This window comes from Comamonas testosteroni (assembly GCF_030505195.1).
In the GTDB taxonomy this organism is placed as follows: Bacteria; Pseudomonadota; Gammaproteobacteria; order Burkholderiales; family Burkholderiaceae_C; genus Comamonas; species Comamonas testosteroni_G.
The window spans coordinates 2,827,936-2,840,833 of the sequence record NZ_CP129672.1; the positions used below are offsets into that span (position 1 = coordinate 2,827,936).

Here is a 12,898-nt window from a genome sequence, read left to right on the forward strand (position 1 = left end):
TGCAACCGCTTAAAAACAAAGGATTTGCGCTTGGTTCGTTGCTGAAACCAAGGCAAATCCAGCGGTGGCTGCAATGATTTTTGACGAAAAGGAAAGAGTTACATGAAATCGCTACTCGACCTGTTCAAGCAATTTACGCCTGATGAGCATTTCGATGCCATCAAGATCGGTCTGGCCTCGCCCGAGAAGATCCGTTCCTGGTCTTTCGGTGAAGTGAAGAAGCCTGAAACGATCAACTACCGTACTTTCAAGCCCGAGCGTGATGGTCTGTTCTGCGCCAAGATCTTTGGCCCGATCAAGGACTACGAATGCCTGTGCGGCAAGTACAAGCGCCTCAAGCACCGCGGTGTGATCTGCGAGAAGTGCGGCGTTGAAGTCACACAGACCAAGGTGCGTCGCGAACGCATGGGTCACATCGACCTGGCCGCGCCCTGCGCCCACATCTGGTTCCTGAAGTCCCTGCCTTCGCGCCTGGGCCTGGTGCTGGACATGACGCTGCGCGACATCGAGCGCGTGCTGTACTTCGAAGCCTATGTGGTGACCGACCCCGGCATGACTCCGCTGAAGAAGTTCAGCATCATGACCGAGGACGACTACGACGCCAAGCAACTCGAGTACGGCTACGATGAATTCACCGCCAAGATGGGCGCTGAAGGCATCAAGGATCTGCTCGAAGGCATCGATATCGACATCGAGATCGAACGCCTGCGCAACGACTTGACCGGCTCCGAAGTCAAGGTCAAGAAGAATGCCAAGCGCCTGAAGCTGCTGGAAGCGTTCAAGAAGTCTGGTATCAAGCCCGGCTGGATGGTGATGGAAGTGCTGCCTGTGCTGCCTCCCGATCTGCGTCCTCTGGTGCCCCTGGACGGTGGCCGTTTCGCCACTTCCGACCTGAACGACCTGTACCGCCGCGTTATTAACCGTAACTCGCGTCTGCGCCGCCTGCTGGAGCTGAAGGCTCCCGAAATCATTGCTCGCAATGAAAAGCGCATGTTGCAAGAAGCGGTTGACTCGCTGCTGGACAACGGCCGTCGCGGCAAGGCCATGACGGGCGCCAACAAGCGTGCCCTGAAGTCCCTGGCCGACATGATCAAGGGTAAGAGCGGTCGTTTCCGTCAGAACTTGCTGGGCAAGCGCGTGGACTACTCCGGTCGTTCCGTGATTACCGTGGGTCCTTACCTCAAGCTGCACCAGTGCGGTCTGCCCAAGCTGATGGCGCTGGAGTTGTTCAAGCCCTTCATCTTCGCGCAGCTCGAGCAGCGCGGCATCGCCACGACCATCAAGGCTGCCAAGAAGGAAGTGGAAGCCGGTACGCCCGTGGTGTGGGACATCCTTGAAGAAGTCATCAAGGAACACCCCATCATGCTCAACCGTGCGCCTACGCTGCACCGTCTGGGTATCCAGGCTTTCGAGCCCATCCTGATCGAAGGCAAGGCCCTGCAACTGCACCCGCTGGTCTGCGCGGCCTTCAACGCCGACTTCGACGGTGACCAGATGGCCGTTCACGTGCCCCTGTCTGTGGAAGCGCAGATGGAAGCCCGCGTGCTGATGCTGGCCTCGAACAACGTGCTGTTCCCCGCTTCGGGCGAACCCTCCATCGTTCCTTCCCAGGACGTGGTGCTGGGTCTGTATCACGCCACGCGTGAAAAGATCAACGGCAAGGGCGAAGGCATGGTGTTTGCCGACCTGATGGAGCTGCAACGCGCTCTGGATGCCGGCGAGACCGAACTGCACGCCAAGATCAGCGTGCGCCTGACCGAGTGGAACAAGAACAAGGAAACCGGCGAATTCGAGCCCGTGACCTCGCTCGTGGAAACCACCGTGGGCCGTGCCCTGCTGTCTGAAATCCTGCCCAAGGGCCTGGCTTTCAGCAACATGAACAAGGCGCTGAAGAAGAAGGAAATCTCCAAGCTGATCAACGCCTCCTTCCGCAAGTGCGGTCTGAAGGCCACGGTCGTGTTTGCCGACAAGCTGCTGCAAAACGGTTTCCGTCTGTCCACGCACGCTGGTATCTCGATCTCCATCGACGACATGCTGGTGCCTCCGCAAAAGGCCGACATCCTGGCCCGCGCAGAGTCCGAAGTGAAGGAAATCGAGCAGCAGTACGTCTCGGGTCTGGTGACCTCCGGCGAGCGCTACAACAAGGTGGTGGACATCTGGGGCAAGGCCGGCGACGACGTGTCCAAGGTGATGATGGACCAGCTCAAGGTCCAGAAGACCACCGACCGTCACGGCAACGAAGTCGATCAGGAATCGTTCAACGCGATTTACATGATGGCCGACTCCGGCGCCCGCGGCTCCGCAGCGCAGATTCGTCAGCTGGCCGGTATGCGTGGTCTGATGGCCAAGCCTGACGGCTCCATCATTGAGACGCCTATCACCGCGAACTTCCGCGAAGGCCTCAACGTGCTGCAGTACTTCATCTCGACCCACGGTGCCCGTAAGGGTCTGGCCGACACGGCGCTGAAGACGGCTAACTCCGGTTACCTGACTCGTCGTCTGGTGGACGTGACGCAGGATCTGGTCGTGAACGAACAGGATTGCGGTACCTCCAACGGCTATCTGATGCGCGCCATCGTCGAAGGCGGTGAAGTGATCGAATCCCTGCGCGACCGCGTGCTGGGCCGTTCGACCGCCGAAGAAGTGCTGCACCCCGAAACCCGTGCCGTGCTGGTGCCTGCCGGTACCCTGCTCGACGAAGACACCATCGAAGAGCTGGAAGCTCAGGGCGTGGACGAAATCAAGGTGCGTACGGCTCTGACCTGCGAAACCCGTTTCGGCCTGTGCGCCACCTGCTACGGTCGCGACCTGGGTCGTGGCGGCCTGATCAACCTCGGCGAAGCCGTGGGCGTGATCGCTGCCCAGTCCATCGGTGAACCCGGCACGCAGCTGACCATGCGTACCTTCCACATCGGTGGTGCCGCTTCGCGCGCTGCCATCGCTTCGAGCGTGGAAGCCAAGTCCAATGGCGTGATCGGCTTCAACAGCACGATGCGCTATGTGTCCAACACCAAGGGCGAGCTGGTGGTGATTTCGCGTTCCGGCGAGATCGTGATCAGCGAAAACGGCCGCGAGCGCGAGCGTCACAAGGTGCCTTACGGCGCCGTGCTGACCATCAAGCCCGATGAAGCCATCAAGGCCGGCAAGATCCTGGCGAACTGGGACCCGCTGACTCGACCCATCATTACCGAATACGCCGGTCAAGTGCGTTTCGAGAATGTGGAAGAAGGTCTGACGGTGGCCAAGCAGGTCGACGAAGTGACCGGTCTGTCCACTCTGGTGGTGATCGACCCCAAGCGTCGTGGCTCTGCCAAGGTGGTGCGTCCCCAGGTCAAGCTGATCGATGCCAACAACCAGGAAGTCAAGATCCCTGGTACCGACCATGCCGTGACGATCGGCTTCCAGGTCGGCGCCCTGATTCAGGTGCGCGACGGCCAGGACGTGGGCCCCGGCGAAGTGCTGGCCCGTATCCCTGTGGAAGGTCAGAAGACCCGCGACATTACCGGTGGTCTGCCCCGTGTGGCCGAACTGTTCGAAGCCCGTACGCCCAAGGACAAGGGCACGCTGGCCGAGATGACCGGTACCGTGTCCTTCGGCAAGGAAACCAAGGGCAAGATCCGCCTGCAGATCACCGATCTGGAAGGCAAGGTCTGGGAAGAACTGGTGCCCAAGGAGCGCAACATTCTGGTCCACGAAGGCCAGGTGGTGAACAAGGGCGAGTCCATCGTTGACGGTCCTGCCGATCCTCAAGACATCCTGCGTTTGCTGGGTATCGAAGAGCTGTCGCGCTACATCGTGGACGAGGTGCAGGACGTTTACCGCCTGCAGGGTGTGAAGATCAACGACAAGCACATCGAAGTGATCGTGCGTCAGATGCTGCGTCGCGTGATCATCGAGAACTCTGGCGATACCACCTACATCCAGGGTGAACAGGTCGAGCGTTCCGAGGTGCTCAACACCAACGAACAGATGCAGAAGGAAGGCAAGCTGCCTGCCACGTACTCCAACGTGCTGCTGGGTATTACCAAGGCTTCGCTGTCGACCGACTCGTTCATCTCTGCGGCTTCCTTCCAGGAAACCACCCGTGTTCTGACCGAAGCTGCCATCATGGGCAAGCGCGACGAACTGCGTGGCCTGAAGGAAAACGTGATCGTGGGTCGTCTGATCCCCGCCGGTACCGGTCTGGCCTATCACCAGGCTCGCAAGGCCAAGGACGAAATGGACGATGCCGAGCGTCGTGCCATCGCCGAAGCTGAAGAAGCCGAGCTGGCCGGCGTGCTGGCTGATGACGTCGAAGCACCTGCTGGCGACGCCTCTGCCAACTAAGCACGGCTCTGGGCCGCGGCCGGCAACGGCTGCGGTTCGCTGCTGATGCACCGCGCTCCCGCTCTGCCTTGTGCAGACGGGAGCGTTTTTCATTGATCAAGACACGACTTGTGCAAGTTCGGATCCAGCATGGCGCTTGTCGATGGACATGCCCGCTGTGCCTTCCTGTCTGCGTCAGTTTTCCAAGTTTTTCAGGTCTGCTCTTCATGACTTCCAAGCCTTCCCAACCCAAGAACGCCGCTGCTGGTGCTGCCGTGCCCAACGCTCCTGCCCTGTGGCAACAGCTGGATGCAGTGGCCAAGGCCCTGCACGGTATCCTGGGTGGCCAGTCCAGCAAGGCTGTGCTGGCACAGGTGCCGCAGCGCTTGCGTCCGGGAGTGCAGGCCTTGCTGTTCCAGGTGCTGCGCAATCTGGGGCGTGCCCAGGCGCTGCAAAGGCAGCTGGCGCCGCGCGCACCGGCGCCCAAGGTCAGTGCCTTGCTGAGCACGGCGCTGGCTCTGGCCTGGGATGAGGCGCAAGCCCCTTACCCGCCCTTCACCCTGGTCAACCAGGCCGTGGAAGCCGCCAAGAACGGTGCGGCACGCGCGCAGTCCGGCTTCATCAATGCCTGTCTGCGCCGCTTTCTGCGCGAGCGCGATGCCCTGGTGAGCGCCACCGACAACGATCCCGTGGCCGTCTGGAATCACCCCGCCTGGTGGATTGCCCGGCTCAAGAAAGACCACCCCCAGGATTGGCAGGCCATTCTGGTTGCCAACAATGCCCAGCCGCCCATGACGCTGCGCGTCAATGCCCAGAAAAGCACTGCAGCCCAGTATCAGACTGCGCTGCAGGCGATGAACCTGAAGGCGACAGCTGTCGCCGAGTGTGGTCTGCAGTTGGAGCAGGCCGTGCCCGTGCAGGAGCTGCCGCATTTTGAAGAGGGCTGGGCCTCGGTGCAGGATGGTGCGGCGCAGGCTGCGGCCCCACTGCTGCTGGCCGGCTTGTCCCAGCCCCAGGGGCGCCCGCTGCGTGTGCTGGATGCCTGTGCGGCACCCGGCGGCAAGACCGCTCATCTGCTTGAGCGCGCCGCGCCCGGCAGCATCGAAGTCACGGCCCTGGAGATCGACCCCGAGCGGGCTCGCCGCATCGATGAAACCCTGTCACGCCTGGGCTTGAAGGCCAAGGTGCTGGTGGCCGATGCGTCCGCGCCAAAGGACTGGTTCGAATCGCAATGCGGCGCTCAGCCCTTCGATGCGATCTTGCTCGATGCGCCTTGCACGGCATCGGGCATTGTGCGTCGCCAGCCCGATGTGCGCTGGCTGCGCCGTGAGAGCGATGTGGCCCAGCTGGCAGACATACAGTCCAGGCTGCTCGATACCCTGTGGCCGCTGCTGCAGCCCGGTGGCCGCATGGTCTATTGCACCTGCTCGGTCTTCAAGGCCGAGGGCGATGCACAGATGCAAGCGTTTCTTGCACGCAACACTACGGCGGCCAGCTTGCCTGCTCCGGGTCATTTAATTCCCGGCAAAGCTGCGAAACACGATTCCGTGGCAGACAATCCCCTGGGTGACCACGACGGCTTTTTTTACGCTCTGCTGGAAAAATTGCGCTAACGCTGTAGCGGGGGCCTTGTGGCCTGTGGCCCGCGCAGTTTCGCTGGTGCTGGCACTGTCCCTGTTTTTCCTGCTGGCCCGGGCCGATACCGTGCCGCCGGATATCAGCTCCATGCAGCTCACGCGTACGGAAGAGGGTGTGTTTCTCTCGGCCAATCTGCAGTTCGAGCTGCCCGGCCAGGTGGAAGACGCCCTGCGTCAGGGCATTCCCATGTATTTCATTGCCGAGGCTCAGGTGCAGCGCGAGCGCTGGTACTGGTCCGATCAGCAATTGGGTGTCGCCACCCGCTATTACCGCATTACGTACCAGCCGCTGACCAAGCGCTGGCGTTTGCATATCTCCAATTCCGCCTTCACCGGCGGCAGCGGCACCGGACTGGCGCTGGGCCAGTCCTACGAGCAACTAGAGGATGCTATCGCAGCCATTCAACGCATTTACCGCTGGAAGATTCTGGAGTCCGGCCAGCTGAGCTCCACCTCGGGCGTCTCGGTGCAACTGCGCTTTCGCGTAGATCTGTCGTCCCTGCCCAGACCTTTGCAGATTGGGGCGCTGGGGCGCTCGGGCTGGAATCTGCAACTGTCGCGCACGCAGACGCTGGAGGCCGCTCCCTGATGGCGGACATCAAGCTCCCGGATGGCGAAGCCAGCGGCTCCTCTGCCACACGCTGGTCGCGCGCCACGCGCTTGGCCGTGGGCACGGGCGTGGCGCTGATGGTGGTGGTGGGCGTTTTGCTGCTGTTCCTGCTGACCCTGGCCACGAATAACCGGCTGGCCTACGAGCGCAACTACAACTGGCTGTTTGCTGCCAATGTGGTGGTGGCCGGATTGCTGCTGCTGGTGCTGTTCTGGGGCGGTTTGCGCCTGGCTCTGCGGCTCAGGCGCGGGCGTTTTGGCAGCAAGCTGCTGCTCAAGCTGGCGGGCATCTTCACCTTGGTGGGTTTGCTGCCGGGCTTGTTGATCTATGTCGTGTCCTACCAGTTTGTTTCGCGCTCGATAGAGAGCTGGTTTGACGTCAAGGTCGAGGGGGCCTTGTCTGCGGGCGTGAGCCTGGCCAGTGCCACGCTGGACACCGTGGCCAATGACATGGCCAACAACACCCGCACGGCAGGCCTTCAGCTGTCTCAGACTTCGGATGCAGGGGCGGCACTAATGCTGGAGCGTATCCGCGATCAGATCGGTGCCTCCGATGTGGTGCTCTGGAATGCATCGGGCAAGGCCATTGCCAGTGCCGGTCAGTCTCAGTTCAGCCTGGCGCCGGAGCGGCCCAACACCCAGCTGCTGCGAAGCTTGAAGGAGCAGGCCGGCCAGCGTGCCGTGGCCAGCATCGAAGGCCTGGATGATGCCGGCGATGTGCCTGCCGATCAGGCTGCGGCCAACGCCAAGGTGCGCACACTGGCGCTGGTGCCCAGCTCGGCAGTGAATCTGCTGGAGGAGGCGCGTTATCTGCAGGCCACGATTCCCCTGCCGCAAGCCCTGGTCAGCAATGCTCTGGCCGTGCAGGAGGCCAATCGCGAGTATCAGGAGCGAGCACTTGCTCGCGGCGGATTGCAGCGCATGTATATCGGCACTCTGACGCTGGCGCTCTTCCTGGCGGTGTTCGGCGCCGTGGTGCTGGCCGTGGTACTGGGCAACCAGCTGGCCAAGCCGTTGCTGCTGCTGGCCCAGGGCATGCGCGATGTGGCGCGTGGCGATCTGCGCCCCAAGCCCGCGCTGCAGAGCAAGGACGAGATTGGCGGGCTGACGCGCTCCTTTGCCGTCATGACCCAGCAACTGGCTGACGCACGCTCCGACGCCAACCGCAATCTGCTGCAGCTCGATGCGGCACGCAGCAATCTGCAGACCATTCTGGACAACCTCACCTCGGGCGTCATCGTGCTCGATCGAGCCGGACGCATCGTGCTCAGCAACCCTGGCGCGACACGCATTCTGCGTGCGCCCATGGCGGTATTCCAGGGCAAGCGCCTGCGCGATGTCTCGGGCTTGCAGGACTTTGCGCGCGTAGTGCAGGAGCAGTTCGAGATCTTCCTGGGCGATGCTTCGGCCCAGCAGGGGCGGGACCGCTGGCAGCAGGTCTATGAGCTGGATGCCGGCAATGGCAATGGCGATGTGGTGCACAACACCACCAGCCTGGTCATGCGAGGTGCGGAGCTGCCCGAGGACCAGCGCCTGCTGGTGTTTGACGATATCTCGGAAATCGTCTCGGCCCAGCGTGCACAGGCCTGGGGCGAGGTGGCGCGTCGCGTGGCGCATGAGATCAAGAATCCGCTGACGCCGATTCAGCTGTCTGCCGAACGTCTGGCCATGAAGCTGACCGACAAGCTGCAGCCTGCGGAGCAGGCGCTGCTGGCCAAATCCGTGAAGACTATCGTCGATCAGGTGGGGGCCATGAAGCGTCTGGTCGATGAGTTTCGCGAATACGCACGTTTGCCGGCTGCCAATCTGCAAGCGCTGGATCTGAATGCACTGGTCGCGGAGGTGCTGCAGCTCTATGGTGAAGAGAATGCGTCGGTGCGTGTGGAGGCATCGCTCGACGAGGCCTGTCCGTTGATTCAGGGCGATAGCCAGCAATTGCGTCAGGTCATCCACAATCTTTTGCAAAATGCGCAAGATTCCACGGCGCAAAGAGCGCAGGAAACAGGGCAGACTCCAGGATCCGTCACCATCGAAACCCGCTGGATGGACACGGCCCAGCGTGTGCGCCTGAGCATCAGCGACAGTGGCACAGGTTTTGCTCCCAATATTCTTCAAAGAGCCTTCGAGCCCTATGTGACCACCAAGACCCGCGGCACCGGCCTGGGTTTGGCGGTGGTCAAAAAAATCGCCGATGAGCATGGCGCAAGAGTGGACCTGGGTAATCGAGAGGAAGACGGGGTAGTGCAAGGCGCGAGAGTGTCGCTATCATTTGTACCTAACGACCGTGCAGGGGCGGCTTGATCCGTTTCGCACAAGGCATAGCAACAGGCTTTAGACACATGGCAAACATACTAGTGGTCGACGACGAACTGGGGATCCGGGATTTGTTGTCGGAAATCCTCAACGACGAAGGTCATAGTGTGGACGTGGCGGAGAACGCCACGCAGGCACGCGTATCCAGGGCGACCAACAACTACGATCTGGTGCTGCTGGACATCTGGATGCCGGACACCGACGGCGTCACCTTGCTCAAGGAATGGGCTACGGCCGGTCAGCTCACCATGCCAGTCATCATGATGAGCGGTCATGCGACTATCGAAACGGCCGTCGAGGCAACGCGCATCGGCGCGCTGTCCTTCCTCGAAAAGCCCATCACCATGCAGAAGCTGCTCAAGGCGGTGGAGCAGGGGCTGGCGCGCAGCACGGCCAGCCAGGGCTCGGAAACTGCGGCGCATGCCAGCAACGGCACGGCTGCATCGGCCGTGGTCAGCATCACGGCCCAGGCGGCGGAAGACAATCTGCCCAATTCGCACCAGGGCTTCGATCTTGACCGTCCCTTGCGCGAGGCGCGCGACGGCTTTGAAAAAGCCTATTTCGAATTCCACCTGGCACGTGAAGGCGGCTCCATGACGCGCGTGGCCGAGAAGACCGGCCTTGAGCGCACCCATCTGTACCGCAAGCTGCGCCAGCTGGGCGTGGACCTCGGACGCAATCGCCGCGGATAATTTTCAAAAAAATCGCAGTTTTCGATTTCGGGTCGAAAAGTGTGCCTATAATCGTGGCTTCGGCACTCAAGGGTGCCGAAAAAAAAGGCCCGGTAGCTCAGTCGGTAGAGCAGAGGATTGAAAATCCTTGTGTCGGCGGTTCGATTCCGTCCCAGGCCACCAAACATAAAGCGCCAGATCAGCAATGATCTGGCGCTTTTCTCTATCCGGACCTGTTTTCGCCGATTGCTTGCATCGCTGGATGTGATGCCTGGTCAGAATTCGAGGGTGAAAAAATATGCCTATAATCAGTGGCTCAGCAAACAAGCGCTGAATAGCAAAGGCCCGGTAGCTCAGTCGGTAGAGCAGAGGATTGAAAATCCTTGTGTCGGCGGTTCGATTCCGTCCCAGGCCACCAGATTCAAAACCCCAGCACTGGAAGGTGCTGGGGTTTTTTGTTGGTCGGTGCAGTGGATGCTGTCATCTCTGGGACCTGCGCTAACCAGAACGAGTGAAGACGGCTTTCTTGCGGGAAGCGCTTGCTTGAATCCGATTTGCGCAAGCCGTGGTCTGGAGTGACGCGGTATTTGCGCTGCATCAGGCTTTTGATTGTTGCAACTGGTCGTGCTTCATAAGATATGCAATAAATACATCTTATGTCGCAGCAATGGCTGGAAGGAGTTGCAATGGATACCAAGGAACTGTGCACCGAAGAGGAAGTTTCCATCCTGGTGCATGCCTTCTATGCGCGTGTGCGCCAGGACGAGGTGCTGGGGCCCATCTTCAACACGCACATCGTCGATTGGGACCATCATCTGTCCAAGCTGACGGATTTCTGGTCGGCCATTCTGCGGCGCACGGCGCGGTTTTCGGGCGCCCCCATGCCCAAGCATGCAGCGCTGCCGGGGCTCAGCATGGAGCTGTTCGAGCGTTGGCTGGGTCTGTTCGACGCCACGTTGGCCGAGCAGCCCAACCGAGCCATGGCCGAGCAGGCGGGGCAGGCTGCGCGCCGCATTGCGCAAAGTTTGTGGATGGGCTACCAGATGAGCCGCGACCCCCAAGCGCTGCCGGAAGGGGTGAACCATGCCTGAGCTGCTGCAGATCGAGGAGCCGCGCTCTGCTGCCCAGCCAAAGATGCCAGCACCGCAATGGCGCGCTTTTCTGGAGCTGGGCTTCAGACCCTTGTACATCGCGGGTTGTCTGTGGGCTGCAGTGTCGGTGGCGCTGTGGGTGTTCGCGCCGAAGTGGCTGGTGGGGCGACTCGGCGGTGTGCTGTGGCATGCACACGAAATGCTCTGGGCCTTTGTGGCGACGATTGCCGTGGGCTTTCTGCTGACGGCGGCTGCCAACTGGACCGGGCGCAACCCGATGCAGGGCCGAGCGCTGGGTGGCCTGTGTCTGTTGTGGGTGATTGCGCGTGCGGGCTTTCTGGCAGCAGGCGATACGGCTTTTGTTTTGGCCGTTGTGTGTGAGTTGCTGTTCTTCGGCGTCGCTGCCGTGGCGCTGGGCCGGGTGATCTATATGGCGCGCAGCCGGCGTAACTACGGCCTGCCGCTGCTGATGCTGGGTCTTGGCGTGACCGATGCGCTGTATCTGTGCACCATCTGGCAGGGCCGCGACTATGCCGCGCTGATGCAATACCTTTATTCCGGCCTGCTGTGCATGGCCGTGATCGCGCTGCTGGTGGCGCGGCGCGTGATTCCGTTCTTTGCCATGCGGGCGGTGGCGGGGCTGCAGATTCCCATGCACACGGCCAGCGGTCAGTGGCAACTGGGCGCCGGCGTGCTGGCTGTTGCCTGCCTGCTGCTGGGCTGGACTTCAGGCTTGGTGGCGGCTTTGACCCTGGCGGGGATGTTGACGCTGTGGCAGGTGCTGGCCTGGAAGCCCTGGGCCGTGCGCCAGGTACCGCTGCTGTGGATTCTGTACCTGGGCCATGCGGCCCTGGGCGCGGGCCTGTTGGTGGCAGCGGCCCAGGCGGGCGGCTGGGTGCTGCGCCTGGCCTGGCCGGTGCATGTGATAGCCGTGGCCGGCTTTGCGGTGCTGATCATTGGCATGGTGACGCGTACTGCGTTGGGTCATCTGGGCCGGCCGTTGCGCACCGACTGCGCCATGGTGACCATGTATGGGCTGGTGCTGGCTGCCGCCATGCTGCGGCTGCTGGCTCTGTGGCCGACGAGTTTGGCACTGGCCGCGCAGCATGCCTCGGCGCTGGTCTGGGTACTGGCGTTTGCGCTGTATCTGTGGCGCTTTGCGCCATTGCTGATCCGGCCGCGCCTGCAGCAGGCGAGTCAGCCCGTGGTGCAAGTGGCTGCGCGGGCGGCCCGCCCCGGAAAACCTGTTTGAACGGAGCGGATGGATGCGCCTGACCCTGATGACCGACTATGCGCTGCGTCTGCTCATGCATGTGGCACGGCACCCCGAGCGGTTGTGCACGATTGCCGAGATTGCGCAGGCGCATTGTATTTCCGAAGCGCACCTGATGAAGGTGACGCACCAACTGGCCCGCCAGGGCTGGATAGAGACCGTGCGCGGCAAGGGCGGCGGCATGCGCCTGGCCCATGCGCCACAGCAGATCAGCGTGGGCGCCGTGGTGCGAGACATGGAGCCGGACTTTGCGCTGGTGGAATGCCTGGGTGGCAGCAATCAATGTGCCTTGACGGGCGACTGCCGTTTGACCGGCATGCTGCAAGGTGCACTGAACCGCTTTGTGGAGCATCTGGACGGTTTCAGCCTGGCGGACCTGATGGTTCAAAAGCCTGCAGGCAGCGTGCCGTCACTGCAGACCATCCGGAGACTCAAAGAGGAACACGCATGAGCTACGGTCTGTTGATCACCGTACACCTGCTGGCGGCCGTGGCTTTTGCCGGCACGGTGTTTTTCGAAGTCGTTCTGCTGGGCGGCGTGCACGGCAAGGTGGCAGCTCAGCACATGCGTCCCGTGGAGCAGGCACTGGGCACGCGCGCTACCGCTGTCATGCCCTGGGTGTTGCTGGCGCTGTACTCGGCGGGCGCAGGCCTGGCCTGGCAGCACCGCGCGCTGCTGGCGCATCCGCTGGCCAGCAGCATGGGCCTGCTGATGGCGATCAAGATTGCGCTGGCGCTCAGTGTGCTGCTGCATTTCTTCACGGCCATGTGGTGGCGTCGCAAAGGGCAGCTCAACGGACGGCGCTCGCATAGGCTGCATCTGAGTGTGTTCTGCCATGTGCTGGCCATCGTGCTGCTGGCCAAGGCCATGTTCTATCTGCACTGGTGAATGAGGAGCAGATTTGATAGCTTTTTGCGCTTTATTAATCTGAATTTCAATATGTTTTTTATTTGAAATCATTGATTGATCAGCGATAGCAGCTCTTGATGCAGGAGCGGA

9 protein-coding genes and 2 tRNA genes are annotated in these 12,898 nt (G+C 61.6%); all 11 read left to right on the forward strand.

Annotation, left to right across the window (positions count from 1 at the left end; all coding sequences use genetic code 11):
• Positions 1-102: 102 nt before the first annotated feature.
• The 11 genes from rpoC to QYQ99_RS13035 all read left to right on the forward strand — a co-directional run bounded on the left by rpoC (position 103) and on the right by QYQ99_RS13035 (position 12,787).
• On the forward strand, positions 103-4,326 hold the full coding sequence (rpoC, locus tag QYQ99_RS12985) for a DNA-directed RNA polymerase subunit beta' (protein ID WP_302092986.1): 4,224 nt from the start codon (positions 103-105) through the stop codon (positions 4,324-4,326).
• A gap of 206 nt (positions 4,327-4,532) precedes the next feature.
• Complete coding sequence (gene rsmB, locus QYQ99_RS12990) at positions 4,533-5,918, forward strand: 16S rRNA (cytosine(967)-C(5))-methyltransferase RsmB (protein WP_302092987.1); 1,386 nt, start codon at positions 4,533-4,535, stop codon at positions 5,916-5,918.
• A gap of 43 nt (positions 5,919-5,961) precedes the next feature.
• The gene (locus tag QYQ99_RS12995) at positions 5,962-6,531 is read left to right on the forward strand and encodes a DUF4390 domain-containing protein (protein ID WP_302093168.1); all 570 of its coding nucleotides are present in this window, start codon (positions 5,962-5,964) and stop codon (positions 6,529-6,531) included.
• Positions 6,531-8,852, forward strand: a complete 2,322-nt coding sequence (locus QYQ99_RS13000) for a sensor histidine kinase (protein WP_302092988.1) — start codon at positions 6,531-6,533, stop codon at positions 8,850-8,852. Before QYQ99_RS12995 ends, QYQ99_RS13000 begins: the two co-directional genes overlap by 1 nt.
• A gap of 38 nt (positions 8,853-8,890) precedes the next feature.
• Positions 8,891-9,556 (forward strand): response regulator, encoded by a 666-nt coding sequence (locus QYQ99_RS13005; RefSeq protein WP_302092989.1) that lies wholly within the window; start codon positions 8,891-8,893, stop codon positions 9,554-9,556.
• 86 nt (positions 9,557-9,642) lie between these two features.
• Positions 9,643-9,718 (forward strand) — tRNA-Phe (locus QYQ99_RS13010).
• Positions 9,719-9,877: 159 nt separating this feature from the next.
• Positions 9,878-9,953, forward strand: a tRNA-Phe gene (locus QYQ99_RS13015).
• A 268-nt stretch (positions 9,954-10,221) separates the two neighbouring features.
• Positions 10,222-10,626 carry a group III truncated hemoglobin gene (locus QYQ99_RS13020; protein WP_302092990.1) on the forward strand — a complete coding sequence of 135 codons (405 nt, stop codon included), beginning with the start codon at positions 10,222-10,224 and terminating at the stop codon, positions 10,624-10,626.
• Positions 10,619-11,878: an NnrS family protein gene (locus QYQ99_RS13025; protein ID WP_302092991.1), complete on the forward strand. Its 1,260-nt coding sequence runs from the start codon at positions 10,619-10,621 to the stop codon at positions 11,876-11,878. The genes QYQ99_RS13020 and QYQ99_RS13025 overlap by 8 nt, the downstream gene beginning before the upstream one ends.
• A gap of 13 nt (positions 11,879-11,891) precedes the next feature.
• The gene (locus QYQ99_RS13030) at positions 11,892-12,350 is read left to right on the forward strand and encodes an RrF2 family transcriptional regulator (protein ID WP_302092992.1); all 459 of its coding nucleotides are present in this window, start codon (positions 11,892-11,894) and stop codon (positions 12,348-12,350) included.
• Positions 12,347-12,787 (forward strand): CopD family copper resistance protein, encoded by a 441-nt coding sequence (locus QYQ99_RS13035; RefSeq protein ID WP_302092993.1) that lies wholly within the window; start codon positions 12,347-12,349, stop codon positions 12,785-12,787. The genes QYQ99_RS13030 and QYQ99_RS13035 overlap by 4 nt, the downstream gene beginning before the upstream one ends.
• Positions 12,788-12,898: the final 111 nt, after the last annotated feature.